The sequence below is a fragment of the Campylobacter concisus genome (assembly GCF_003049735.1).
Classification (GTDB): domain Bacteria; phylum Campylobacterota; class Campylobacteria; order Campylobacterales; family Campylobacteraceae; genus Campylobacter_A; species Campylobacter_A concisus_AN.
Genome location: NZ_PIRM01000001.1, coordinates 735183 through 760366, shown reverse-complemented (window position 1 = coordinate 760366; position 25184 = coordinate 735183). Strand labels below are relative to the sequence as shown.

25 protein-coding genes and 1 pseudogene are annotated in these 25184 nt (G+C 37.8%); 21 read left to right on the top strand and 5 right to left on the bottom strand.

The window, feature by feature from the left end:
• Both CVS97_RS03845 and CVS97_RS03840 read left to right on the top strand, forming a co-directional pair.
• Positions 1-2178 carry a heavy metal translocating P-type ATPase gene (locus CVS97_RS03845; RefSeq protein ID WP_107785125.1) on the top strand — a complete coding sequence of 726 codons (2178 nt, stop codon included), beginning with the start codon at positions 1-3 and terminating at the stop codon, positions 2176-2178.
• A 3-nt stretch (positions 2179-2181) separates the two neighbouring features.
• On the top strand, positions 2182-2721 hold the full coding sequence (locus CVS97_RS03840; RefSeq protein WP_107785124.1) for an oxidoreductase: 540 nt from the start codon (positions 2182-2184) through the stop codon (positions 2719-2721).
• A 2-nt stretch (positions 2722-2723) separates the two neighbouring features.
• On the opposite strand, the gene CVS97_RS03835 is transcribed toward CVS97_RS03840, so the two are convergent.
• Positions 2724-3113: a hypothetical protein gene (locus CVS97_RS03835; protein WP_021090651.1), complete on the bottom strand. Its 390-nt coding sequence runs from the start codon at positions 3111-3113 to the stop codon at positions 2724-2726.
• Positions 3114-3318: 205 nt separating this feature from the next.
• Here CVS97_RS03835 and argH point away from each other — a divergent pair, with 205 nt between their 5' ends.
• The 3 genes and pseudogenes from argH (at position 3319) to CVS97_RS09635 (ending at position 5848) form a co-directional block, all read left to right on the top strand.
• On the top strand, positions 3319-4731 hold the full coding sequence (gene argH / locus CVS97_RS03830) for an argininosuccinate lyase (RefSeq protein WP_107785123.1): 1413 nt from the start codon (positions 3319-3321) through the stop codon (positions 4729-4731).
• Between the two features lie 445 nt (positions 4732-5176).
• Positions 5177-5455: pseudogene (locus tag CVS97_RS09640) on the top strand (methyl-accepting chemotaxis protein); the annotation flags it as partial.
• 84 nt (positions 5456-5539) lie between these two features.
• Positions 5540-5848, top strand: coding sequence for a CZB domain-containing protein (locus tag CVS97_RS09635; RefSeq protein WP_413784187.1), 309 nt, complete (start codon positions 5540-5542; stop codon positions 5846-5848).
• Positions 5849-5888: 40 nt separating this feature from the next.
• Here the strand turns inward: CVS97_RS09635 and CVS97_RS03820 are convergent, their stop codons facing one another.
• Positions 5889-6242, bottom strand: coding sequence for a histidine triad nucleotide-binding protein (locus CVS97_RS03820; protein WP_072594719.1), 354 nt, complete (start codon positions 6240-6242; stop codon positions 5889-5891).
• Between the two features lie 118 nt (positions 6243-6360).
• Between CVS97_RS03820 and pheS the strand changes: the two genes are divergently transcribed.
• From pheS to efp, 8 genes are all read left to right on the top strand, one after another.
• On the top strand, positions 6361-7356 hold the full coding sequence (pheS, locus tag CVS97_RS03815) for a phenylalanine--tRNA ligase subunit alpha (protein ID WP_107785121.1): 996 nt from the start codon (positions 6361-6363) through the stop codon (positions 7354-7356).
• Positions 7353-9689, top strand: coding sequence for a phenylalanine--tRNA ligase subunit beta (gene pheT / locus CVS97_RS03810; protein ID WP_107785120.1), 2337 nt, complete (start codon positions 7353-7355; stop codon positions 9687-9689). Before pheS ends, pheT begins: the two co-directional genes overlap by 4 nt.
• Positions 9686-10963: a 3-phosphoshikimate 1-carboxyvinyltransferase gene (gene aroA, locus CVS97_RS03805; RefSeq protein ID WP_107785119.1), complete on the top strand. Its 1278-nt coding sequence runs from the start codon at positions 9686-9688 to the stop codon at positions 10961-10963. The genes pheT and aroA overlap by 4 nt, the downstream gene beginning before the upstream one ends.
• Positions 10953-11777: a 4-hydroxy-3-methylbut-2-enyl diphosphate reductase gene (locus tag CVS97_RS03800; RefSeq protein ID WP_107785118.1), complete on the top strand. Its 825-nt coding sequence runs from the start codon at positions 10953-10955 to the stop codon at positions 11775-11777. Before aroA ends, CVS97_RS03800 begins: the two co-directional genes overlap by 11 nt.
• A gap of 80 nt (positions 11778-11857) precedes the next feature.
• Positions 11858-13534 carry a 30S ribosomal protein S1 gene (locus CVS97_RS03795; protein WP_107785117.1) on the top strand — a complete coding sequence of 559 codons (1677 nt, stop codon included), beginning with the start codon at positions 11858-11860 and terminating at the stop codon, positions 13532-13534.
• Positions 13535-13539: 5 nt separating this feature from the next.
• Positions 13540-14022: a hypothetical protein gene (locus tag CVS97_RS03790; protein WP_054196265.1), complete on the top strand. Its 483-nt coding sequence runs from the start codon at positions 13540-13542 to the stop codon at positions 14020-14022.
• Entirely contained in the window at positions 14016-15596 is a 1581-nt protein-coding gene (gene serA, locus CVS97_RS03785; RefSeq protein WP_234401411.1) for a phosphoglycerate dehydrogenase, read from the top strand. Before CVS97_RS03790 ends, serA begins: the two co-directional genes overlap by 7 nt.
• Before the next feature lie 19 nt (positions 15597-15615).
• Positions 15616-16182 carry an elongation factor P gene (gene efp / locus CVS97_RS03780; protein ID WP_021090997.1) on the top strand — a complete coding sequence of 189 codons (567 nt, stop codon included), beginning with the start codon at positions 15616-15618 and terminating at the stop codon, positions 16180-16182.
• Positions 16183-16518: 336 nt separating this feature from the next.
• Here efp and CVS97_RS09505 read toward each other — a convergent pair whose 3' ends face one another.
• Positions 16519-16776 (bottom strand): SelT/SelW/SelH family (seleno)protein, encoded by a 258-nt coding sequence (locus CVS97_RS09505; protein WP_255349566.1) that lies wholly within the window; start codon positions 16774-16776, stop codon positions 16519-16521.
• Between the two features lie 84 nt (positions 16777-16860).
• On the opposite strand from CVS97_RS09505, the gene CVS97_RS03770 reads away from it, so the two are divergent.
• From CVS97_RS03770 to CVS97_RS03760, 3 genes are all read left to right on the top strand, one after another.
• On the top strand, positions 16861-17430 hold the full coding sequence (locus CVS97_RS03770) for a DJ-1 family glyoxalase III (protein ID WP_107785115.1): 570 nt from the start codon (positions 16861-16863) through the stop codon (positions 17428-17430).
• A gap of 206 nt (positions 17431-17636) precedes the next feature.
• Positions 17637-17882 (top strand): RNA recognition motif domain-containing protein, encoded by a 246-nt coding sequence (locus CVS97_RS03765; RefSeq protein ID WP_009294719.1) that lies wholly within the window; start codon positions 17637-17639, stop codon positions 17880-17882.
• Positions 17860-18738: a glutamate--tRNA ligase family protein gene (locus CVS97_RS03760; RefSeq protein WP_107785114.1), complete on the top strand. Its 879-nt coding sequence runs from the start codon at positions 17860-17862 to the stop codon at positions 18736-18738. Before CVS97_RS03765 ends, CVS97_RS03760 begins: the two co-directional genes overlap by 23 nt.
• An 80-nt stretch (positions 18739-18818) precedes the next feature.
• Here CVS97_RS03760 and sppA read toward each other — a convergent pair whose 3' ends face one another.
• Complete coding sequence (gene sppA / locus CVS97_RS03755; RefSeq protein WP_107785113.1) at positions 18819-19682, bottom strand: signal peptide peptidase SppA; 864 nt, start codon at positions 19680-19682, stop codon at positions 18819-18821.
• Entirely contained in the window at positions 19670-20887 is a 1218-nt protein-coding gene (locus tag CVS97_RS03750) for a metal-dependent hydrolase (RefSeq protein ID WP_107785112.1), read from the bottom strand. The genes sppA and CVS97_RS03750 overlap by 13 nt, the downstream gene beginning before the upstream one ends.
• Before the next feature lie 84 nt (positions 20888-20971).
• Here CVS97_RS03750 and aroQ point away from each other — a divergent pair, with 84 nt between their 5' ends.
• Genes aroQ through CVS97_RS03725 form a run of 5 tightly spaced genes read left to right on the top strand, consistent with a single transcriptional unit; the run spans position 20972 to position 25183 of the window.
• Positions 20972-21451, top strand: coding sequence for a type II 3-dehydroquinate dehydratase (aroQ, locus tag CVS97_RS03745; RefSeq protein ID WP_107785111.1), 480 nt, complete (start codon positions 20972-20974; stop codon positions 21449-21451).
• Complete coding sequence (locus CVS97_RS03740) at positions 21448-22473, top strand: M24 family metallopeptidase (protein ID WP_107785110.1); 1026 nt, start codon at positions 21448-21450, stop codon at positions 22471-22473. The genes aroQ and CVS97_RS03740 overlap by 4 nt, the downstream gene beginning before the upstream one ends.
• Positions 22470-22946, top strand: a complete 477-nt coding sequence (gene folK / locus CVS97_RS03735; RefSeq protein WP_107785109.1) for a 2-amino-4-hydroxy-6-hydroxymethyldihydropteridine diphosphokinase — start codon at positions 22470-22472, stop codon at positions 22944-22946. Before CVS97_RS03740 ends, folK begins: the two co-directional genes overlap by 4 nt.
• Before the next feature lie 10 nt (positions 22947-22956).
• Positions 22957-24324: a flagellar biosynthesis protein FlhF gene (gene flhF / locus CVS97_RS03730; RefSeq protein WP_107785108.1), complete on the top strand. Its 1368-nt coding sequence runs from the start codon at positions 22957-22959 to the stop codon at positions 24322-24324.
• Positions 24317-25183: a P-loop NTPase gene (locus CVS97_RS03725; RefSeq protein WP_021090665.1), complete on the top strand. Its 867-nt coding sequence runs from the start codon at positions 24317-24319 to the stop codon at positions 25181-25183. Before flhF ends, CVS97_RS03725 begins: the two co-directional genes overlap by 8 nt.
• The last annotated feature ends 1 nt before the right edge of the window (position 25184 follow it).

The following is a 25184-nucleotide window of genomic DNA, read 5'->3' as shown; positions in this document are numbered from 1 at the left end:
ATGTCTTTAAAAGTCAAACTAAATATAGCGGGAATGAGCTGCGTAAACTGCTCAAATGCTATCGAAAAGGTTTCTAAAAAGATAGATGGAGTACTTGAAGCAAATGTAAATTTTGCAAACGCAAGCGGCGAGTTTGTTCTAAAAGACGCTAGTGTGCGTGAAATTTTAGAGCAAAAGATAAAGAAGCTTGGCTACTTTGTGGCAACTGATATTGATGAGTTTGAAGCAAAAAGAAAAGCTCATATTAGAAATATTAGAAATAAATTTATATTTGCGTTTATTGCAAGTATCGTAATAATGGCACTTGAGATGTTCGCGCCTCACAGCATGCTAGTAAATTTAGCTATGCTAGCTTTGGCATTTTTAGTTCTTATTTTTAGCGGCAAAGGCTTTTTTACTCATGCCTACGAAGCGGTAAAAAATAGAAATTACGATATGAATGTGCTTGTCGCTCTTGGAAGCGGTAGTGCGTTTTTATACTCGCTTTTTGTAGTGCTTTTTGAAAAATTTTTACCAAATGATCTAAAAAATATCTATGTCTCAGGCGTGGCGATGATAATAGCTTTTGTGCTTCTTGGCAAGTATCTTGAAGAGCGTTCGAAGGCAAAAGCAGGGGATTATCTAAAGAGACTACTTAAAATTTCTCCAAAAACTGCATTTTTACTTATGCCAGATGGAAGAAGCAAAGAAGTACCAGTAAATGAGCTAAAAATAGGAGATATCGTCGTTGTAAAGAATGGCTACAATGTTCCATGTGACGGTGTGATAGTTCAAGGTGGAGCCGAAATCGATGCTTCGATGCTAACAGGCGAGAGCCTGCCAGTTTATAAAGAGGTGGGCGATAATGTATTTGCAGGTACATTAAATACAAATGGCTACATAAGCGTCAAGATGACAAAAAGCTCGTTTGAAAGCTTGTTGTCTCAAATTTTAAGCTTACTAAATGACGCTAGTACGAAAAAAATGCCAATAGGCAGGCTCGCTGATAAGATAGCAAATATCTTTGTGCCAAGCGTAGTAGCGATATCGGTGCTTACGTTTTTGGCTTGGATAATTTTTGATGGAAATTTTGCTTATGCGATCTCTTGTGCAATCTGCGTTTTAATAATCTCATGCCCATGCGCTCTTGGACTTGCTACGCCAATAGCAATAGTAAGCTCGCTTGCACGCGGAGCAAAAGCTGGAATTTTAGTAAAAAACCCAGAAGTTTTAGAGCTAATAAAAGATGCTAAATTTGTAGCACTTGACAAAACTGGCACACTTAGTAAAGGGCAAATCAGCGTCAAAAGCTCAAATTTAAGCGAGCAAGATTTAGCACTTATCGCTTCTGCTGAAAATTTAAGTGAGCATCTCATCTCAAAAGCTATCGTTAGATATGCAAAACAAAAATGTATAGATTTACAAAAGCTAAATGGAAAATTTCAAAATGTTGTCGGGCAAGGCATCATCTATGAAGATGAGAATAATCATATAATAATCGGAAACGAAAAGCTGCTTTTGGTAAATGAAGTTAGTTTAAATTTAGATGAAAGTAACGCTATAAAAGAGGCTATAAATGATGGAAGTGGCATCATACTTTGTGCTATAAATAAAAAATTTGTTGGTTTTTTAACGCTTAGTGATGAGCTAAAAGACGAAGCGAGCGATGTTATAAATGAGCTTACAAGTCTAAATTTACAAAGTGTGATCCTTTCAGGCGATGACGAGAAAGTAGTTGCAAGTATCGCCAAGAAGCTAAATGTGAGCAAATATCACGCAAATATGTTGCCTGAAGATAAATTTAATGAGATAAAAGAGCTTGCAAATCACGGTGGCGTTATCTTTGTTGGAGATGGCGTAAATGATTCACCATCGCTTAAAGAGGCAAGTGTTGGTATCGCTATGAACTCAGGCTCAGACATAGCAAAAGGTGCTGGAGATATCGTGCTTGTTAAAAATGATTTGCGTGGCGTGACCGGACTAGTTAGACTAGCAAATGCTACCATGGCAAACATAAAAGAAAATTTATTTTGGGCGTTTATGTATAACGCGATTTGTATTCCAGTGGCTGCAGGCGTGCTCTACCCTGTCTTTGGGCTACTTTTAAGCCCAGTTTATGGCTCAATGGCGATGTGTTTTAGCTCTGTTACTGTCGTTTTAAATGCACTTAGACTTAGATATCTACGACTTAAGGATTAAAATTTGAAACTTGGAGAACTTTATAGTGTTGTAGCGGCTGCACTTGCTACAAATTTTAGTGGCATTTTAGATGTTTCATCTTTTATGCGTATCAAAAAGACAAATGCGTGGATAACGCAGACAAATAGCGAAGCAAATAAAAAAGGTAATGAGCTTTATGCAAAATTTATCAAAGATGAAAGCAGTGCTGCTTTATGTGACGATTTTGTCATTTTAAAGTCAAAATTTGAGGCAAGTTACTATTTTTCTTCTGCAAAAGATGATCTAGCTCAATTTTATAAGGCTATAAATTTTCAGCCAAAAATGGGCGAGGTTGATAGTATCTCAAATCAGCTAATTTTAATAGCAAATATTTTAAAAAGTGAAGCATCTAAGGAGTCTATGAAGCTTCTTGTAGCTTTTAGTGTCTCATTTTTCTTGCCTTATGCTAAACAGCTTTCAAAAGATATACAAAAAGACGCAACTAGCAATTTTTATAAATCAATGGGATATTTTTTAGAAGATTTTTGCTTAGTTTTAGAAACTATTATTGGTAAGGCTTAGTCTTAAGCCTGTGCCATTTCTATCATTTGAGTTTTAATGCTTAAAATATTATTTTGGATAGCTGACTGCTCTAAATTTAAGTAATGAAGCATTTGCATAGAGTTACGATCTTTTAGGCTTTGGATGCTTGAAATTTGATGTGAAATATCTAGCTTTTGATCTTGTAATTTTTCTAAGTCTTTTTGTAACTGTATGGCACTTGCTTTATTAATAATTATAGGAGAAATTTTAGCATCTTCTCTTTGTTCTACATGTACTTCATTGCTTCTAACAATATCTTTCTTGTCATAGCCAGAAGATACCAGCATGCTTGTTTTTGAGCTATTTGAAGAGATAGATGTATAGCCATCATGATAGAAAATGTTTGAGTTCATATTCGCATCTATTTGCATATCATCCTTCCTCTTATAGATTATTTTTATTTTAAACTATATTCAATAGAAAATTAAAATAGTTTTTAAAAAGTTATATTTTGAATTATATTGCTATATCCTTAAAGATAAATTATATTTATAACTTTTTTGCAACTTTATAGTTAAAATACCCAGTTAAGTGCTATTTTGTTAAAATCACGCAAAACCAATTAAAGGCAAAGCTATGAAAGAAGAGAAAAACGCACACAAAAAGATGTGGGAGGGTAGATTTAGCGAGGCTAGTTCGAAGCTACTTGAGGAATTTAATGCCTCTATAAATTTTGATAAAAATCTTTTTGAAGAAGATATCGCCGGGAGTAAGGCTCACGCAAAGATGCTTGGAATTTGCGGAATTTTGAAAAAAGATGAGTCAGAGGCGATCATAAAGGGACTTGATGAAGTTTTATCTGAGATAAGAGCAGGTAAATTTGAGTTTAAGTTAGAAGATGAAGATATACACATGGCAGTTGAGAAGCGACTTAGCCAGATCATCGGCGCCGAGCTTGGAGGTAGACTGCACACAGCTAGAAGCAGAAACGACCAAGTTGCGCTTGATTTTAAATTTTACGTATTGAAGAAAAATTTAGAAATTTCTTCATGTATAAAAGAGCTCATCGCCACGCTTACAAATTTGGCAAAAAACCACAAAGATACGCTAATGCCAGGCTACACGCACCTTCAGCACGCTCAGCCAGTAAGCTTTAGCTATCACTTGCTAGCATATGCATTTATGTTTAAAAGAGATTTCGAGCGTTTTGTTAGTTCATATGAGCGAAACAACCTAAGTCCGCTTGGCTCAGCAGCACTTGCAGGCACTCCTCATAAGATAGATAGAACTATCGTTGCAAGTGAGCTTGGCTTTGTAGGTTGCACGCAAAATGCGATGGATAGCGTGAGTGACCGCGACTTTGCGCTTGAGATTTTATTTAACATTAGCGTTTTCATGACGCACGCTTCTAGGCTTTGCGAGGAGCTCATACTTTGGAGTTCGCAAGAATTTGGCTTTGTAAGCATCAGTGACGCTTATAGCACAGGCAGCTCAATCATGCCACAGAAGAAAAACCCTGATGTTGCCGAACTCATACGCGGTAAAACTGGACGCGTAAATGGAAATTTGGTAGCTTTACTAACTACTATGAAGGGTCTACCACTTGCTTATAATAAAGATATGCAAGAAGATAAAGAGGGTGTGTTTGACAGCGTCTCAACCATTTTAAGCTCGGCTACTATCCTAAATGAGATGATAAAAACAGCTAAATTTAACGAAAAAAACATGCTAAAAGCGACAAAAACTGGGCATCTAAGTGCTACTGATTTGGCAGACTATCTAGTGCGTGAAAAAAACATCCCATTTAGAACAGCACATTTTATTACAGGTAAAGCTGTCGCAAAGGCTGAAAGTTTGGGCCTTGATTTGAGTGAATTAAACGAAGAGCAGCTAAAAAGTGTGGATGAAAATTTAGATGCAAATGCTATTAAATTTTTAGATCTTTATGCTTCAAAAGAGGCACGTTGTTCGCAGGGCGGCACGGCAAATAAAAGCGTTGATGAGCAGATAGAAATTTTAGACTACTGGCTTAAGAAAAAAGAGTTATAATTACGCAAAATCTACAAATTTTAAAGGATGAAAAATGTTTTTTGATGGCAAGAATAAAGAGCTTTCTAGTAAAAACGAAGCTTTGCAAAGAGAAAATGAAGCTTTAAAGGCTGAAATTTTAGCACTTAAAAATGAGCTAAAAAACGTTAAAACTTGCGAGCCAAAAGAGCAAGCCAAGGATAAGCAAGAGGCTGTAAATTTATTGCTTTCAAGTTATCAAGATGGCATAAATTTCTTGCAATTAACAATGGAAGAAAACCTAAAAATGCTTGAAAGTATAAACGGACTAAATGAAAAGACTTTCAAAGAGACAGGCGAACTCAAGTCGCAAACGGCTGAGATTTTAAACTCGATCGAGCAAGTAAGTCAGATGAGCAATGACCTTTCAAATGACGCTTCTTCGCTTAATGGAAGCGTAAATTCGATTGTTGAGATTATAAATCTTATTAAAGATATCTCAGATCAGACAAATTTGCTAGCTCTAAATGCTGCTATTGAGGCGGCCCGTGCTGGTGAGCATGGACGAGGTTTTGCTGTCGTGGCAGATGAGGTTAGAAAGCTTGCTGAGCGCACGCAAAAGGCGACACTTGAAGTAGAAGTAAATATAAATGGCCTTAAGCAAAGTGCTAATACGATGATCGAAATGAGTGAGAATTTCTCAAAAATTTCTGCAAATGCTATGAAAATTTTAGGTGGATTTGAAGGAAATATCTCTAGCGTAAACGCAAATACGCAAAATATCCTAAATCAGGCCTTAAATGTTACAAATGAAGTCTATGTAAGCAATGGAAAAATAGATCATATAAATATGAAGCTAAACGGATATAGAGGCGTACTTTTAAATGAGTTTAATAAGATTCAAGATGTTCATGAGTGTAGGTTTGGCAAATGGTATGAAAAAGATGTGAAAAATACTCTTGTAAAAGATGTCAAAATTCTCTCAAGTATCGCAGCTCATCATGAAAATGTTCATCATGGACTAGAAAAAGCGATGGTTATTTTTGCTGATAAAGACAAAGGAAATCTACCTGGCGTTGAAATATTAAAAGATGTTGAAAACTCAAGTAAAGTGGGTTTTGAAGAGTTGCTTGAAGCTATTAAGTCTGCAAGAAAATAAAATTTTAGACTCAAGATTTGAGTCTAAAATTTAGAAGTTATTAAAATGTGCTTTGTGGATCAGCTACGCCTTCGCTCCAGCCAAGCTTAGCTCCGCCAAGCAGGTGAAAATGCAGATGCATAACCTCTTGACCGCCGTTTTCACCGCAGTTTGTTATAAGGCGGTATCCGCTCTTATCAACGCCCATTAAGGTCGCCACTTCTTGGATAAATTTTGTCATCTCTCCCATTAAAATTGGATCCATCTCTTGGAAATTTTTATAGTGTTTTTTTGGGATGATTAGGATGTGGATCGGTGCTTTTGGATTTATATCGTTAAAAGCTAGAAATTTCTCGCTTTCAAGCACTTTGTTGCAAGGGATTTCACCAGCTACGATCTTTTCAAATATGGTCATTTTAGCTCCTTTGAAATTTTGCAAAATTATATCAAAGTGTGCTTAAATTTCGCGCTCTTTATCTTGATTTTAACTCTTTTTCTATAAAATCGACTCAAAAATTTATAAAGGTAAAAAATTGCAAGATTTCGTTAATAAAATCAAAAATGAAATTTCAACGCTTGACGATCTTGAGAAGGTCAGGGTAGAAATTTTTGGCAAAAAGGGCATCTTGGCGCAAGGTTTTGCAAAGCTAAAAGAGCTTAGTGAGGATGAAAAAAAGGATTTTGCAGCAAATCTAAACAAGCAAAGAGATGAGCTTGGCGCGCTAATAGAAGCTAAAAAGGCTGAGCTTAGCGAGCAAGAGATAGATAACAAGATGAAAAAAGAGGCTGCTGATATCACGCTATTTAACGAGCCTGTTGCTAGTGGAGCGCTGCACCCTGTTATGGCTACGATGGATAAGATAATTGAATACTTTTTAGCGCTAAATTTCTCACTTGAAACCGGACCACTTATAGAAGATGATTTTCACAACTTTGAGGCGCTAAATTTACCAAAATATCACCCAGCAAGGGATATGCAAGATACATTTTATCTAGATGATTTTAGACTTTTAAGGACGCATACGAGCCCAGTTCAGGTGCGAACTATGCTAAATCAAAAGCCGCCTATTCGCATGATAGCGCCAGGCACCGTCTTTAGACGTGATATGGACTTAACGCATACACCGATGTTTCACCAGATCGAGGCCCTTGTGGTGGAGGATGCTGAGAAAGTTAGCTTTGCAAATTTAAAATCAATGCTTGAGGGCTTTTTAAAGCATATGTTTGGCGACGTTGAAGTGCGTTTTCGCCCTAGCTTCTTTCCATTTACGGAGCCTAGCGCAGAGGTTGATATTAGTTGTATATTTTGCCATGGCAAGGGTTGCAGGGTGTGCAAGCAGACTACTTGGCTTGAGGTGCTTGGATGTGGCGTCGTTGATCCAAATGTATTTAAGGCGGTTGGCTATAAAAATGTAAGTGGATACGCCTTTGGCCTTGGGGTTGAGAGATTTGCAATGTTGCTTCATAGAGTGCCTGATCTAAGGTCGCTTTTTGAGGGAGATTTAAGATTGTTGGAGCAGTTTAAATGATAATTTCAAAGCATTGGTTAAACGAGTGGATCGACCTTAGCGACGTTAGCGGCGAGACACTTTCAAAGACATTAAATTCTATCGGGCTAGAGGTTGATAGTTATAAAGAGATAAATTTACCAAAGAGTATCGTGGTTGGCTACATAAAAAGTAGAGAAAAGCACCCAGATGCCGATAAACTAAGCATTTGTCAAGTGGATGTTGGTGGAGAGACGCTTCAGATCGTGTGTGGGGCTAAAAATGTTGAAGCTGGCCAGTTTGTGCCAGTTGCACTTATTGGCACGACTATGCCAAATAGTCTTGAGATAAAAAAAGCAAAGCTAAGAGGTATCGAGTCAAGTGGTATGATCTGCTCTTCAAGTGAGCTGGGACTTCCAAAGGTAAACGATGGAATTTTACCGCTTGATGAGAGCATCGGCAAGCTAAAACTTGGTACAAGCCTTAGCGAATTTGAGGTATTTAAAGATACGGTAATCGAAGTTGATGTCACAGCAAACAGAGGCGATTGCCAAAATTTACATGGCATCGCAAGAGAAATTTGTGCAGCGCTTGATCTAAATATGAAAGATAGCCACGAAGACGATGAAAGCGAAAATTTACTAGGTATTGGCAGAATAGCTTCTGTGCGAGCAGAGGATAAAGTAAATGGGTCATTTTTATATAAGGCTTTTGAGCTAAAAGAGGGACTATATGAAAATCTAATAACTCGCATGCGTCTAGCATTAATAGAGTGCCAAAAGACAAATTTAGTTGAGAGACTGCTTGAATACGCGACATTTTGCACGGGTGTTTTATTTAGGGCTTATGATCACGCTAAACTTGTAAGTGAAGGCGAAAAGGCTGTTTTTGATATAAAAAATGGCGAAAATGGCGAATGTGTCGTTTATTGCGGTGATAAAAATTTAGGCATTGCTGGAATTTACCAAAGTGACGTAGCAAGAGTAGATGAGAAGTCAAAAGTGATCTTAGTAGAAGCTAGCTACGTAAAGCCAGATGTAGTTTCAAAAGCTATTTTTGAAAATAAAAATTTACCAAAGGGTGATCAAATTTATCGCTCAAGTCGTGGCAGTGAGCCAAATTTGGCTTATGGTGCGGATTATTTATTTAAAAGGCTTGCTAATTTTAAAGATACTCTAAATCTCTTTGCTGGCTCACAGCAGTCGCTTTTAAACACCGAGCCTATAACACTAAGCATCTCTCTTTTTGAGCTTAAAAATATGATCGGTCAAGATATAGCTAGAAATGACGTCGTTAAAATTTTAAAGAAACTTGGTTTTGAGATCGCAGTAAATGTTGAGCAAGAAAGCTTTAACGTAAAAGTGCCGTTATTTCGCCATGATATAGTAAATTCTCACGATGTTTGCGAGGAGATCGTAAGGATAGTAGGCATAGACAATATCGCCTCAAAACCACTAAATTTCTCTGAGAAAAATAGGCTAAATAAGACATATTTTGACTATAAAAACGCCCTAAATTTAAGGCGTAGAGCAGCTGATAATGGCTTTTTTGAAAGCGTACACTATGTCTTTGATAGTGAGGATGAGCTTAGCGAGCTAAATTTTAAGCCATGCAAAGTCAAGATACTAAATCCTATAAACAACGAGCTAAACACGCTTAGACCGACACTTGTTAATCACCTTCTAAGCTCAAGCGAGAAAAATATCAAAAACTCAAAACGCTCAGTTAGATTATTTGAGCTTGGAGAAATTTTTGATGAAAATGCAAATCAGGGCTTAAATTTAGGCTTTGTTGTGTCTGGACTTTTGAAAGAGCCTACGCTGATAAACGGCGCAAAAGGCGAGGAGGCAAATTTCTATGCATTTGCAGCGATGGTGCAAAATGTCATAGGTAAATTTGAGCTAAAACCTTGCCGCGAACTATCGTATCTTAGCCCATACGAGCAGGCATATATCTATCAAAATGGCGAAAAGATCGGCTATATCGGCAGAGTCGATGCAAGAGTAGAAGCAAAAAGGGATCTGCCTAAAACTTATGTTTGTGAGATTGATTTTGCAAAGCTTAAATTTGAGCCGATCTTAGCAGTGCCTTACTCAAAATTTCAAAGTACAACAAGGGATCTTAGTCTCATCGTGCCTGAAAATTTCGAGGCTGGACGAATTTATGAGTGCATAAGAGGGCTAAATTTAAAAGAGCTAAAAGAATTTTTACCAGTTGATATTTATAAAGATGCGAAGCTAAATGGCTCGATCAGTCTTAGCCTCAAATTTATATTCCAAGATATGGAAAAAACGCTTGAAGATGACGATATAAACGCACTTATGGATAAAATTTTAAGCGAGCTAAAAGATAAACTAAATATCGGAATAAGATGAGAATTTATCCACTAGAAAAAAGTCTAAATTTAACTATCGATGACATCGCAGCCGACAAGTCTATCTCGCATAGATGCGCGATGTTTTCGCTTTTAAGCGACAAGCCATCTCGCGTTAGAAACTATCTAAGAGCAGGCGACACGCTAAATACCTTAAAAATAGTCGAGCTCCTTGGCGCAAAGATCGAAGATAACGGAGCTGAGATAACGATCACTCCGCCACAAAAGATAAAAGAGCCAAATGAAATTTTAGAGTGTGGCAACTCTGGCACGGCGATGAGGCTTTTTATGGGGCTACTAGCCGCGCAGGACGGCTTTTTCGTGCTAAGTGGCGATAAATATTTAAATTCTCGCCCGATGGCAAGGATAGCAAAGCCTCTAAGCGATATGGGTGCAAAGATAGATGGTGCAAATAACGCAAACAATGCTCCTCTTTGCATAAGAGGGACTAAATTTGAAAGATTTAGTTTTGATAGCAAGATCGCCTCAGCTCAGGTAAAAAGTGCGCTTTTATTAGCGGCTCTTTACTCAAATGGTTGCAAATTTAGTGAACCAGAGCTAAGCAGAGATCATACTGAGCGCATGCTTGCTGGCATGGGAGCTGATATAAAGCGTGACGGCCTAGAGATTAAGCTAGAGCCGATGAAAGCCCCACTTGCGCCACTTGATATAGACGTGCCAAATGATCCAAGTTCAGCATTTTTCTTTGCGGTCGCAGCTCTAATTATCCCAAATTCGCATATCATTTTAAAAAATATCTTGTTAAATAAAACTCGGATCGAAGCTTATAAAATTCTAGAAAAAATGGGAGCTGAGATAAAATTTCACAAAACTTCAAGCAAATATGAAGATATCGGCGATATCGATGTCAAGTACTCACCAGATTTAAAAGGTGTAGAGGTTAGCGAAAATATCTCGTGGCTCATTGACGAAGCTCCAGCTTTAGCCATCGCATTTGCCTGCGCCAAAGGCCAAAGCAAGCTGACAAATGCCAAAGAGCTTCGTGTAAAAGAGAGCGATAGGATAGCTGTCACGATAAATGCATTAAAGCAGTGCGGCGTTGATGCTAGCGAGCTTGAAGATGGCTTTATCATAAATGGCTCTGAGGCTAAATTTGCCACGATAGATAGCTACGGAGATCATAGGATTGCGATGAGTTTTGCTGTGCTTGGACTAAAGTGCGGCATGCAGATAGAAAAGAGCGAATTTATCGCCACTTCATTTCCAAATTTTGCTGAAATTTTAAAGAAAATGGGAGTTAGAGTTGAAGATTGAGCTTGCTAGTAGTTATGGATTTTGCTTTGGTGTAAAAAGGGCGATAAAGATTGCTGAAAATGCAGGAGATGCTGCAACCATTGGGCCCCTCATTCATAACAATGAAGAGATAAACAGGCTTGAAAAAAACTACAATGTAAAGACGCTTGATGGCATAAACGAGCTAAAAGATGAGAAAAAGGCTATCATCCGCACTCATGGTATTACTAAAAATGACCTTGCGGAGCTAAAAAAAACCGATATAAAAGTGATCGATGCAACTTGCCCATTTGTGACAAAGCCGCAACAAATTTGTGAAAAAATGAGTGAAGAGGGCTATGATGTGGTGATCTATGGCGACATGCACCACCCTGAGGTAAAAGGTGTGAAGTCATACGCTAAGGGTAACGTCTACGTCGTACTTGAAGAGAGCGAGCTAGATGGCATTAAATTTAAGCAAAAGGTCGCTCTTGTTAGTCAAACGACTAGAAAAGTTGAGAAATTTATGCAAATCGCAAACTACCTTATGCTTCACGTAAAAGAGGTGCGTGTTTTTAACACTATCTGCAACGCAACATTTGAAAACCAAGAGGCTGCTAAAAATTTAGCAAAAAGGGCTGATGTGATGATAATAATCGGCGGAAAAAATAGCTCAAATACAAAACAACTCTATCTAATATCTAAAAATTTCTGCGAAGATAGCTACCTGATAGAAAGCGAAGAAGAGCTTGAAAAATCATGGTTTGATGGTAAAAATTTGTGTGGCATAAGTGCTGGTGCAAGTACGCCTGACTGGATCATACAAAAAGTCGTTGACAGAATCAAAAAAGTATAAAATTTATCCTAGCTAAAGCCACAATTAACTATAATAAGCCAATTTGCCTCTACTGGCATAATAAAATTTAAAGGATCAAGATGGCTGTGAACAAAAGTGTTCAATTAGGAAAAGCAAAAGACGAAGATATCGAAGATATCGATTTTGCTGCGATGTTAGAGGAGTCTTTTAAAAAGACTGAAGAAGATAGTGACGCAAAGATCGTCAGTATCAATGGCGATGAGGTTTTAATCGATGTTGGCAAGAAGTCAGAAGGCATTTTAAATGTTTCTGAGATCACTGATGCAAACGGCAACCTGACGCATAAAGTTGGCGATACGATCAAAGTTGTAATAACTGGATCAAGAAATGGAAGACCTATAGTGTCGCACAAAAAAGCACTTAGAAAAGAGAAAGTTAAAGCTTTCATCGAAGCTTACGATCCTGAAAATTCTGGCGAAATCGACGTAAAAGTAGTTGGAAAAAATAAAGGTGGTTTTATCACTCAAGACGCAAATGGCGTAGAATTTTTCTTACCAAGAACGCACAGCGGATTTAAAAACGCTGAAGGAGTAATTGGTAAAACATATAAAGTAAGAGTTATAAAAATTGATAAAGAAGAAAATAGCATCGTTGTCTCTAGAAAGAAAATTTTAGATGATGATCGCAAAAAACGTAAAGAAGCTCTATCGAGCATAGTAGAAAACGATAGCGTTATAGAGGGTACAGTTAAAAAAATCACAACTTATGGCATGTTTGTTGATGTTGGCGGAGTCGATGGACTTGTGCATTATAGTGAGATAAGCTATAAGGGTCCAGTAAATCCTAGCTCACTATATAAAGAAGGCGATAAAGTTTTGGTTAAAGTTATCAGCTATGACAACGAAAAACGCCACTTGTCTTTATCTATCAAGGCAGCTACTCCAGATCCTTGGGAAGAGATCATAAATGATGGACTAGAGGTTGGTGACACTATCAAAGTTACAGTTAGTAATATCGAGCCTTATGGCGCATTTGTTGATCTTGGAAATGATATTGAAGGATTTTTACATATATCTGAAATTTCATGGGACAAAAATATCAAAAATCCAAAAGATCACATCAATGAAGGCCAAGAGATTGATGTTGAGGTTATTGAGATAGATGCTAAAGGACATCGTCTAAGAGTGAGCCTTAAAAATTTACTTCCAAAGCCATTTGATGAATTTAAGGCAAAACACAAAGAGGGTGACGTAGTAAAAGGCGTTGTGACAACTATTACAAATTTTGGTGCATTTGTTAGAGTGGGTTGCGTTGAAGGCTTGTTGCATAACGAAGACGCATCTTGGGATAGAAACGATAAATGCAAAGACATGTTTAAAGCTGGTGACGAGCTTGAAGTAAAAATCATCAAAATCGATAGCGCTGAACAAAAAGTTTCACTCAGCCTAAAAGATCTAAAACAAAGTCCAGTTCAAGCATTTGCTGATAAATTTAATGTAGGCGATATCGTAAAAGGAACAATTCGCGATATTAAAGACTTTGGCGTGTTTGTAGAGCTTGGTAATAACGTTGATGCGCTGATCCGCAAAGAAGATCTAGGTAGTGTAGATGTTAGCACACTTAAGATCGGTGATGAGATTGAAGCAGCTATCGCATTTATCGATGAGAAGAAAAATAGAATTCGCCTAAGCATACGTCGTTTAGCAAAACAAAAAGAGCGTGAAGTGTTAAATGAGATCAATGATAATGATGATAAAGTAACACTCGGCGATATTATAAAAGAACAATTACTTTAGTTTAAATGGGCAGACGCGTACTTTTATTAGTAGTTGTCCTGCTATTTGTAATATTGGGTTTGGTTGGAATTTCTCTTGTTAAATTTGCAAGTGTAAATTTCAGCCAGATACATGAAGAAAATATCACAAATGAGCAAAATTTAACCAAAAGCACGACCAGCAATATTAACTGGATGAGTGAGCTAGCAACTATTAGAAAAAGAGATTATGTGCTGCCTGTAAATGAAATTTTTATAGAATACAACCGACCCAAAATAGAAAAACCAAAGATTACTGCATATGAGCTTTTGATAGATAAAAACGATATCTATTCAATGTTTTGTTTGATGCAGACTTTAAGAAAAAGTGAGGTTGATTTTACTGTTGTAAAAGATGGTGCAAAAAGCCAGATATTTTTAAATACTCAAGACTCTAAGCTTCTACAAAATATCATTTTAGAACTAAGAGTTTATGATATCCACTCAAGTGTGAGAGAGGTAAAATTATGAAGACTATCATTGTTTGCGATGCGATACATCCAGTAGGTTTTGAACTTTTAAAGAAAGAGCAAGATATAAACGTAATAGACGCAGTTAATACGCCCAAAGATGAACTTTTAAAAATTTTAGGCGAGGCTGATGTTGCTATAACAAGAAGCTCAACTGAAGTAAACGAGGCCTTTTTAAACGCTGGTAAAAAACTAAAAGCTATCGTTAGAGCTGGTGTTGGTGTAGATAATGTCGATATAGAAGGATGCTCAAGGCGTGGCATAATAGCTATGAACGTTCCAACTGCAAACACTATTGCCGCGGTTGAGCTAACAATGGCGCATATGCTAGCTTCAGCTAGATCTCTTGAATACGCTCACAACGATCTAAAACTAGATAGAATTTGGAAACGCGAGAAGTGGTATGGGGTTGAGCTTTTTAAGAAAAAGCTTGGCGTGATCGGCTTTGGAAATATTGGCTCGAGAGTAGCTGTTCGTGCAAAAGCTTTTGGTATGGAGATCATCGCTTATGATCCATATATTGACCCATCTAAAGTTATCGACATGGGCGGTACTTATACTAAAAATTTTGATGATATTTTAGCATGTGATTTTATCACGATACATACACCAAAGACTAAAGAGACAACTGATATGATCGGCGCCAAAGAGATCGCAAAAATGAAAGATGGCGTAAGACTTATAAACTGCGCTAGAGGTGGTCTTTATAACGAAGAAGCACTTTATGAAGGACTAAAAAGTGGCAAGATAGCATTTGCCGGTATTGATGTTTTTACAAAAGAACCAGCGACTGATCATCCACTTCTTGATCTAAATAATGTAAGTGTCACCCCACACCTTGGAGCAAATACGCTTGAATCACAGCGAAATATCGCAGTTGAGGCAGTCGAGCAAGCTATTTTAGCAGCTCGTGGTATAAGCTATCCAAATGCGTTAAATTTACCTATAAAAACAGAAGATCTACCGCCATTTGTTGAGCCTTATATCGATCTTACAAGCAAGATGGCATTTCTTGCTGCACAGATCAATAAAAGCGCGATCAAGGCTATCCGCATAGAGACTCATGGGCAGATTAGCGAATATGCAAATTCAATGCTAACATTTGCAATCGTGGGCGCCTTAAAAGAGAGTCTTGGTGATGCGATAAATTATGTAAATGCTAAATTTTTATGCGATGAAAAAGGAATAGTGACTGAAACTAGCCTTGGCGGAGATAGTATTTTTAAAAATAAAATCACAGTTCGCTTAACTACTGAAAATGGCATTGTAACCGTTGGTGGAACGGTATTTGGTGAAAATCAGCAACGCATCGTAACGATAAATGGTTTTAAGACTGACTTTAAACCAAAAGGTAAGATGATCATCTTTAAAAATCATGACGTGCCAGGCGTTATCGCTCAGATTAGTAAAATTTTAGCTGATGAAAAGATTAATATCGCAGACTTCCGCCTTGGTAGAGATGATCACAATATGGCACTTGCCGTCATCTTGGTTGATGAACATATAAAAGCAGAAACGTTAGAGAGGCTAAACGCACTTGAAGCTTGCGTTTGGGCTCAATACGCAGTTATATAAAATTTTGAAAGGATAAAAAATGGCTTCATATTCAATGGGCGATCTAAAAAAGGGACTAAAGATCGAGATCGACGGCGTTCCTTATAAAATCGTAGAATATCAACACGTTAAACCGGGTAAAGGTGCAGCTTTTGTTCGTGCAAAAATTAAATCTTTTATCGATGGAAAAGTGCTTGAAAAGACTTTTCACGCAGGCGATAAATGCGAGCAACCACATCTTGAAGAAAAAGAGATGCAGTATCTTTATGACGATGGTGAATATTGTCAGTTTATGGATACGGTTACTTATGAGCAAGTTGCTATTAGCGATGAGGATGTGGGTGATGTTAAAAAATGGATGATCGATGGCATGATGGTTGAAATTTTATTTCACAATGGCAATGCAATCGGCGTTGAAGTGCCACAAGTAGTTGAGCTAAAGATAGTTGAGACTCCACCAAATTTCAAGGGTGATACGCAAGGTGGTAAAAAGCCAGCTACTCTTGAGAGTGGTGCGGTAGTTCAGATACCATTTCACGTACTTGAGGGCGAGGTTATCCGTGTAGATACTGTTCGTGGCGAGTATATCGAGCGTGCGAATAAATAAAGCAGTTTAATCTTTCTTACTAAATTTACGTTTAGTAAGCCTAATTCTTAGCTAAAGTCACTATTTAAAAAGTATTGGCTTTAGCAAAAAAACTTCATTTCGTATATTGTAAAATTTCAAGTAGCACTAGCATAGAATACACAAAATTTTTATATTTTATAAAAATCCAAATATCAGCTCGTAAAATCTTCAAAAATCAAAAAAATATATAAGATAATGAAAATTCTTAACGAGATAAGCAAATGTTTTAACTATAAAATTTTTATATTAGGATAGTAGAACCGTAAGTCAAAAACAGGGGAAAAACGAGACGGTATCCCGTCTCGGTAGCTAGCATTAAGCCGACTTTTCTTTGAGATATTTGTTTATAAGAGTTGTGATCTCTTCACCGTGAGGAAATCTCGCTTCATCATTTCCGATGCGATCTTTCTTAGAAAATATAACATCTCCATCAACCTCGACGATGAAATTTCCACCATCACCTATAACCTTTTCGACTCTTGCATCACTAAAGTTCGCTTTTATTTCATCTTCTACACGAGAAGCTACCGGACGATAGTTTCAAGAGTTGCAGTAAATAATTTTTACTTGCATGCTCTGTCCTTTCTTGTGAAATAAGCCAACATTATATAGAATTTTACTTAACAAATAAAACATATTATTTTAAAGGATAAATTTATGAAAAAAGTTGCTGTGATTTTAGCTGAAGGATTTGAGGAGATAGAAGCACTAACTTCTGTTGATGTTTTACGTAGAGCTGGAGCGATAGCTTCTATTGTTGGGCTAAATGACGTAAACATCAAAGGATGTCACAATATATGCGTAAAAGCTGATGTGACACTTCGCGAGATGAAAGAGCTAGACTACGATGCGATCGTCCTTCCTGGCGGACTTCCAGGAGCTAGCAATCTAGCAAACGATACAAGGCTCAAAGCAATCTTGCAAAATTTTGATAAAAGCAATAAGCTTATTTGTGCCATTTGTGCTGCTCCTATGGTGCTTGAGAGTGCTGGTGTGCTAAAAGATCATTTTGTTTGTTATCCAGGATTTGAAGAAAATGTAAGAAGTGATAAAAGGGGTTATGATAATGGCAAGAGTGTATTGAGGGATCAAAATATTATTACAGCAAAAGGTCCTGCTTTTTCAATGGAATTTGCACTTTTTATAGTTAAAAATTTACTTGGCGATGAAGCGTATCTTAAAGTAAAGAATGATTTACTTTATAAATATCTTATAAAGATAAAATAGTTTTTTATTTAATTATTCTTTTTAAACTTAAGATTAAATTTTGTTTAGTGATAGTTATAAAAACTCTATGTATACGAGTTTGTAGCTTTTAAGAATATTTTTCAGAAAAGTGTAATAAATTTTTTGATTTTTTACATCTTTTTGACGAAAATTAGCTATTATCACACTAACCGAATAAATCGGTAATTTTTTTAAGGAACACTCCTGTGAATATTTATGTAGGAAATTTGTCGTATAGGACGACAGAGGCAGAATTAAAGGAAGCCTTTGCACAATTTGGTGAAGTAAGGCGAGCAAAAATAGTAAAAGATAGAGAAACTGATCGCTCAAAAGGCTTTGGCTTTGTTGAAATGGACGATGCAAATGAGGGACAAAAAGCTATAGACGCACTAAATGAAAAAGAACTAGGCGGACGTACTTTAAGGGTAAATGAGGCCAGACCAAGGGATTAATGACTATTTGCCACCAAATGGTGGCATAGCATCCCGCATAGCTCCTACGCCTAGCGGATTTTTGCATGCTGGCAATGCTTATAATTTCATCCTGACTTATCTTTTGACACGTTCGGCAAGTGGCGTTTTGTACTTACGTATTGATGATTATGATCTTAGTAGATACCGGCAAGAATTTGTTCAAAATATCTTTAATGTTTTAGATTTTTTGGAAATTGATTACGACAAAGGTCCAATTAGTGTAAGTGACTTTGAGCGTAATTTTAGCTTTAAGATGAGATCGCAAAGATATGAAAATGTGCTAAAAAAGCTTAATGAAATTTATATCTGCGAATGTTCAAGGACTACAAAAAATGCCTATAAAAACGGCATTTACACTAAAATTTGTAAAAATAAAAATCTAAAATTTATAAAAGACAAGACCGCCATTAGACTAAGCGTTGATGAGAGTGATCCTCTTGGTAAGCTTGTGGCAGAGCAAATGGGCGATTTTGTGATTTACAAAAAAGATTTTACTCCGGCTTACAACTTTGCAAGTGTGATAGATGATGAAGATATGGGCGTAAATTTGGTTGTTAGAGGCGAGGATCTAAAGGCTTGCACGCTAGCTCAAAGATACCTTGCAAAAAGGCTAAATCTTAACTTTTATAATGCTAATTTTATTCATCATAAGCTACTTTTAAAAGATGGCAAAAAGCTCTCAAAAAGCTCAAAATCACCGCCAATTAATCTAAAAGATAGCCCGCAAATTTATTACAAAATTTTGGCAAATGATCTTGGTTTAGATATAAAATCAGCAGACAAAATCCAAAATCTACTTTATGAGTTTAAGCTAAAAAATATTGCAAAATTTTAGCATTTGACTTGGCTAAAAGAATTTATTTAAAACTCCTTTAACCTATTGCTTGATGCTTAAATTTATAAAATTTGGAAAAATTATCTAAGCTTTGTCTCAAAAAATGCATTAAAAAGCGAGTTTATGCCTTGCTTTGTAAATTTCTCCATTATCTTTTCGATCTGCGGTTTTTCTTGCCAAACTGGCTCATCTACGAGGCTCATTTTAGCTAGCTCGTTTTGAGCATCTATGTAGCTACCAAGGCTGTCAATTAGCCCTATCTTTAGGGCGTTGTGTGCCAAAAAGACCCTTGCGTTTGCCCACTCATCTTTTTTCTTGATATCTAAATTTCTAGCCTCCGCCACGTCACTTACAAAGAGCATATAAGCGTCATTTACGAGCTCTTGCAAGCTCTCACGCTCCTGCTTGCTCCAGCTCCTCATAAATGTGCCAGCCTCTTTAAACTCGCCAGCCTTCACCACCTGCTCACTCACGCCTAAATTTTTGGCTAAATTTTCGATGTTTGCCCCTTGCATGATGACGCCAATGGAGCCTATGAAAGCACCTGGGTTTGCAATGATAGTACCAGCATTTACGCCAGCGTAGTAGCTGCCGCTTGCCATGTTGCCAGCTGCGTATGCGAGTACTTTTTTACTCTCTTTTAGTCGCTTAACCGCCATAGCTAGCTCCATGCTTGGACTTAGCGCACCGCCTGGGCTGTCGATGTAGAGCAGCACGCCTTTGATGTTGTTATCCAGCCTTGCTTTTTCGAGCGCATCTAAAATTTCGCTTGTGTCCATTATCGTGCCTGTGATGTCGATGCGGGCTAAATTTGGCTCTTTCATCTTACCATCTGGCGCAAATACGAAAAATAAGATCAGTAAAAATATGAGCGCCTTAAAGTAGTTGTTGATAAATTTAAAAATTCCCAAAATTCCTCTAAAAATAAGCCTTAAAATTTGCAAATTTTGCCTCCAATATATAGTTTTTTGGCTTCATTTGTGTGAAGTATGAGCTGCAAAATTAGCTCGCTGTCATCGCACTCTAGGTCGCTATAGACGGCAAGATCAGCCGCGCGTCCTGCCTTTATCTCACCGTTATTTGTCCTAAGTGCCTTTGCGCCCCCATGCGTTGCAGCGACAAAAAGCCTGGTGGCAAGCTCATTTAGATCAAGGCTAGCGTGGGTAAATAGGGCGGCTCTTAGCTCATGCCAGAAATTTAGGCTGATATTTGAGCTAAGGCCGTCTGTGCCGATGTTTAGGCTAACGTTGTTTTTAAAAATTTCTTTTAAATTTAGCGCCTTTTTGCCAAGCAACCTGTTTGAAACCGCGCAGTGTGTCACGCTGTGATGAGGCTTAAATTTAGCAAAATCGCTCACATAAACGCAGTGCGTAAAGAGAGTATTTATCTCACGAAACATCGCAAAATAGCTCTTTACGTCATACATCGGCTTTGGATCTGGGTTAAATCTTAAAAGATGCTTTTTGAAGCCGCCAGTACCACGCTCTAACCACTGCTTTTCGGCATTGCTTTCTAAAAAGTGCGTGCTAACAAGAAGATCATCTTTTTTGGCTATCTCAAGGGCGGCTTTGGCTAGCTTTGGATGCACAGAGTAGGGCGAGTGTAGCGAGATAGCTGGGGTGAAATTTTGGCTTTTATAGCCCTTTGTTTTTTCAAATTTAGCTAAGAAATTTTGCAAATTTTGGTGAGTCATCTGCTCACCTGAGCCCAAAATTTCACTAAAAAGTACGACTTTTAAAGGGCTAGCGGCTAAAATTTCAAGCTCAGAGCCAAAACTAGAAATCTCACCAACGGTGCAAACTCCACTTTTTAGCATCGAATTTATAGCTTCATTCATCGCTTTTTTGGCGTCCATTTTGGCTAGCTCGCCGCCTTTATCGACGATAGAGCCAAGCCATTTTATAAAGTCGCCATATTTTAGTGTACTGACGTTTGAGCTAAACTCTAAATGAACGTGCGAGTTTATAAAGGCTGGGGCGATCACGCTATCACCAAAGTCACAAATTTTCGCCCCTTTAAATTTCTCAACCGCTGCTTTTTCGCTTAAAATTTCTAAAATTTTATCATCATCTATAACGACACAAGAATTTCTTAAAATTTTTGGATTTTGTCCGCCAGTGATGATCTTTTTTGCTTTTAAAATTTCCATTTCTAGCCTTAAATTTTTGTTATTGTAGCGAAAATTTAGGAACGAAAATGTATAATTTGGGCTATTTAATCAAAAAGGAGTGACATGGATAAGAAGCTAAAAATAATGGTTATCCAAGGCCCAAATATCAATATGCTTGGCGCTAGAGAGCCAGGAATTTACGGCGTTATGAAGATGGAGGATATCCACTCTCAAATGAAGATCGTTGCCGATCAAAATGACGTTGAGATCGAGTTTTTTCAAAGTAACCTTGAGGGCGAGCTAGTCGATAAGATCCAAGAGTGTTTGGGCGATGCTGATGGCATCATCATAAACCCAGCTGCTTACACTCACACCTCTATCGCTATCCGTGATGCGCTAAGTGCGGTTGCACTGCCAGTTATCGAGGTGCATATCAGCAATGTTTATAGAAGAGAAAAGTTCCGCCACAAAAGCCTAATTGCACCAGTTGCGGCAGGCCAGATCGTGGGCTTTGGACCAGTTGGCTATCATTTGGCGATGATAGGCATGCTTCAAATTTTTGAGCAAATCAAAGCAGTAAGAGCAAATCAAAAATCACAATGAATTTCATCTTAAAGGACGAAAACGCCGTATTTTACGAGTGTGGCTACAGCTGCGACAATGAGTTTTTGCTATGCCTTGATGGCGTGAAATACTTTTTCACGGATGCGAGGTATTATTTCGAGGCAAAAAGCTGCGTAAATGCAGGTGTAGTCGTTCTTTTAGCGCAGAGAAATTTAATAAGCGAGGTCAGGGCATTTTTAAGAAAGATGAAGCCAAGCAGCCTTGTTTTTAACCCTGATGAGCTAAGCTTAAGTGAGTTTAACGCGCTTAGCAAAGGCTTTGGGATAAATTTTAAGCCAAAGGCAAATTTCTCTAGGCTAAAGAGAATTTGCAAAAGCGAAGATGAGATAAAAATTTTAAAAAAAGCTAGCGAATTTGGAGCAAAATGCTTTGATGAATTTGCTAAATTTGTGCATGAAAATGGCGAAGGGATGAGCGAAAAAGAGCTTCATTTTAACGCCTCACTCATCTTTAGGCAAAAAAACGAGCTAGGTCTTAGCTTTGATCCGATCGTAGCGATAAACGAAAATGCCGCAAAGGCGCATGCACTGCCTGGGGATAAAATTTTAAAAAAGGGCGATTTGCTGCTACTTGATGCCGGGGTTAAATTTAAGCGCTACTGCTCTGATCGCACTAGAACTGCTTGCTTTGATGAAAATTTTAACTTCTCAAAGGAGCAAAAATTTAAAAAAGCAAAGATGCAAGAAATTTACGAGATCGTAAAAGAGGCTCAGGCTGCTGCGATAAAGGTCGCAAGAGCTGGCGTTAGGGCGTGCGAGATAGACCTTGCAGCAAGAAGTGTGATAGCAAAGGCTGGATATGAAAAGGCCTTTTTCCACTCGACAGGACACGGCGTGGGTGTCGATATACACGAGCTTCCAGTCATCTCAGCAAGGAGCGAAACGCTCATAAAAGAGGGCATGGTCTTTAGCGTGGAGCCTGGAATTTATCTAGAAAATGAATTTGGCGTGCGCATCGAGGACGTGGTGGTCGCAAGAGAAGGTGGGTGCGAAATTTTATGAAGCTAGCTGGAGCAAGAAAGATCGTAAAAAGCCGTTTTTGCCCTAGTTTTTTTCAAAAAAGAGATGAGTTTAAGTATGAGGCGCTAGTTGGCATGGGTGGCAACATCGGCGATAGCGCAAAGAGGTTTGATAAATTTATAAGAGCGGTTAGTGAAGATAGGCGTTTTCATGTAGTTGAAGTCTCGCCAATCCTTATAAATGCGGCATTTGGCTACGAAGCGCAGGATGATTTTAGTAACGCTGTTATAAATTTACAAACATCTATGAGCCCTAGAGAAACTCTAAAAATTTTGGGGCACTATGAGAGTAAATTTAAGCGTGTCAGGACATTTAAAAATGCACCACGTACGCTTGATTTAGATATTTTGTATTTTAGTAAAAAAGTCTATAAGACACCGCGCCTTATGGTCCCTCACCCGGGGGCTAGTAAGAGGCTTAGCGTGATCGTGCCACTAGGGCTTATGAGAGGTTAAAAGGATATAAATGGCTACAAAATTTCATACTTTTACAGGCGAGAGCACCATTGAGGCTTTGAAAAAGGCTCAAGAGACGTGCGGTGAAAAGGCCATACTAGTTACTACAAAGCAGATTCAAGCCAAAACGATAAATAAAAAACCGCTTTATGAAATTTTAGTAAGTGTCGAAGAAGACGACGCAAAGCAGCCCCCAAAATCAAATACAAAAGCTATAAACTACGAAAATGCCTACTCTAAATTTAATAAAAACTATGAACTTGCTAAGCCAAAATTTGAGATAAAAGAGGAGCCTGCTAAATTTGAGGTAAAAACGACGTCGCCTGAGCCTTACGACCCAAATGATAGCGTGCTTTTAAATATCTCAGCTGCTGCAAAAGAGATAAGTACAATCGCAAATGTAAACATCGATGATGTCAAAGATAAAGAGTCAAGCATACCAAACGGCATGAATAAAAAAATAGACGATGTGGCAAAGCAAGTAAGCGTGCTAAGCGAAAAAATAGGACTGATAACTGACATGATCTGGGACGAGAAAGCACCAAATCGCAATAATCTTTCGATCCCGCCGGAGTTTGCTAGCATCTATAAGCTCGCAAAACAAAGCGGCATGAAAGATGAGCATTTAGAGGCTATCATGCAAACTACGCTTGAAAATTTACCAGTTTCGATGAAGAGCAATCCAACTGCTGTAAAGAGATATTTCTACTCGCTTTTGCGAAATATGCTACCTTGCAGAAAAGAGCCAAGCGATAAAAAACAACGTATCATGATGCTAGTTGGCCCAACTGGAGTTGGTAAGACTACGACTCTTGCAAAGCTAGCGGCTCGTTTTGCTTACGGCAATGAAAAGCGGTATAAAACAGGCATCATCACGCTTGATACGTACCGTATCGGAGCGGTTGAGCAGCTATTTCAATACGCTAAAATGATGAAGCTGCCCATTCTCGATGTTATCGAGATAGATGACTTTCAAAATGCTATAAAGCAGCTTAATTATTGTGATGTGATACTTATTGATACGACTGGAAATTCACAGTATGACAAAGAAAAGCTTGAAAGGCTTGATAAATTTTTAAAGCATAGCGGTGCAAAGATTGATGTAAATTTGGTCCTTTCGGCTGGCTCAAAGGTTGAAGATCTAATAGAAATTTATAATGGGTTTTCATTTTTGGATATTGACACGCTGATAATCACCAAATTTGATGAGACAAAAATTTTTGGTAATGTCTTTTCGCTGATATATGAGACAAACACGCCAGTTAGCTACTTTAGCGTGGGTCAAGAGGTACCTGATGATCTTGTGGAGGCAAAGAGCGAATTTTTAGTAGAGTGCGTGTTTGACGGCTTTACAAAGCAAAAGGCTAGCGATGAATAATCAAGCGCAAAAATTACAAAATTTAGTCCAGTCTCAAAGCAAGAGCAAAAATACACATTTTATTGCGATAACTAGCGGCAAAGGTGGTGTTGGTAAGAGCACGATAAGTGCAAATTTGGCAAATGTTTTATCAAAAAATGGCTACAAAGTAGGGCTATTTGACGCTGATATTGGCCTTGCAAACCTTGATGTCATCTTAAATGTAAAAATGGGTAAAAATTTACTTCACGTGCTAAAAGGCGAGTGCAGCCTAAAAGATATCTTGATACCTATAAATAAAAATTTGATCCTCATTCCTGGTGAAAGTGGTGATGAAATTTTAAAATTTAACAATCAATTTTTATTTGAGAGGTTTTTAGACGAGGCGAGCGAGCTTGATGAGCTTGATTTCTTGATCATTGATACTGGAGCTGGCATAGGCGGTAGCACGCAGCTATTTTTAGAGGCAGCTGATGAGGTCGTGGTGGTAACTGTACCTGATCCTGCAGCGATAACTGATGCATACGCTGTCATAAAGATCGTCTCAAGGTTTAAAAATAGTGAGCTTTTGCTTTTAAATATGGTAAAAAATGAAGCAGAAGCGACTAGAATTTATGAAAATATCAAACGTGTTGCTAATGCAAATATCGGGCCTAGCTTAAATTTAGAGCTTATAGGATTTGTGGCTTCTGATAAGAATGTTTCAAGAAGTATAAAACAACGAACGCTTTTTACAGACGACGCTGCTTATGCTGAGCCTAGTGCCCAGATAAAACAGATAGCTTCGAATTTACTTTATAGGTTGGAACGAAAAGTGCTTAACGATGAGCAAAGCAGGAGCTTTGGGGGCTTCTTTAAGCGTTTGATAGAACAATTTTGAT

Coding starts and splice junctions, on each gene's coding strand:
- CVS97_RS03845 (WP_107785125.1), top strand. CDS start 1: ATGTCTTTAAAAGTCAAACTAAATATAGCGGGAATGAGCTGCGTAAAC.
- CVS97_RS03795 (WP_107785117.1), top strand. CDS start 11,858: ATGGCTGTGAACAAAAGTGTTCAATTAGGAAAAGCAAAAGACGAAGAT.
- pheT (WP_107785120.1), top strand. CDS start 7,353: ATGATAATTTCAAAGCATTGGTTAAACGAGTGGATCGACCTTAGCGAC.
- aroQ (WP_107785111.1), top strand. CDS start 20,972: ATGGATAAGAAGCTAAAAATAATGGTTATCCAAGGCCCAAATATCAAT.
- aroA (WP_107785119.1), top strand. CDS start 9,686: ATGAGAATTTATCCACTAGAAAAAAGTCTAAATTTAACTATCGATGAC.
- flhF (WP_107785108.1), top strand. CDS start 22,957: ATGGCTACAAAATTTCATACTTTTACAGGCGAGAGCACCATTGAGGCT.
- folK (WP_107785109.1), top strand. CDS start 22,470: ATGAAGCTAGCTGGAGCAAGAAAGATCGTAAAAAGCCGTTTTTGCCCT.
- CVS97_RS03835 (WP_021090651.1), bottom strand. CDS start 3,113: ATGCAAATAGATGCGAATATGAACTCAAACATTTTCTATCATGATGGC.
- CVS97_RS03790 (WP_054196265.1), top strand. CDS start 13,540: ATGGGCAGACGCGTACTTTTATTAGTAGTTGTCCTGCTATTTGTAATA.
- CVS97_RS03725 (WP_021090665.1), top strand. CDS start 24,317: ATGAATAATCAAGCGCAAAAATTACAAAATTTAGTCCAGTCTCAAAGC.
- CVS97_RS03760 (WP_107785114.1), top strand. CDS start 17,860: ATGAGGCCAGACCAAGGGATTAATGACTATTTGCCACCAAATGGTGGC.
- CVS97_RS03740 (WP_107785110.1), top strand. CDS start 21,448: ATGAATTTCATCTTAAAGGACGAAAACGCCGTATTTTACGAGTGTGGC.
- efp (WP_021090997.1), top strand. CDS start 15,616: ATGGCTTCATATTCAATGGGCGATCTAAAAAAGGGACTAAAGATCGAG.
- CVS97_RS03820 (WP_072594719.1), bottom strand. CDS start 6,242: ATGACCATATTTGAAAAGATCGTAGCTGGTGAAATCCCTTGCAACAAA.
- CVS97_RS03770 (WP_107785115.1), top strand. CDS start 16,861: ATGAAAAAAGTTGCTGTGATTTTAGCTGAAGGATTTGAGGAGATAGAA.
- CVS97_RS03750 (WP_107785112.1), bottom strand. CDS start 20,887: ATGGAAATTTTAAAAGCAAAAAAGATCATCACTGGCGGACAAAATCCA.
- CVS97_RS09635 (WP_413784187.1), top strand. CDS start 5,540: ATGAAGCTAAACGGATATAGAGGCGTACTTTTAAATGAGTTTAATAAG.
- argH (WP_107785123.1), top strand. CDS start 3,319: ATGAAAGAAGAGAAAAACGCACACAAAAAGATGTGGGAGGGTAGATTT.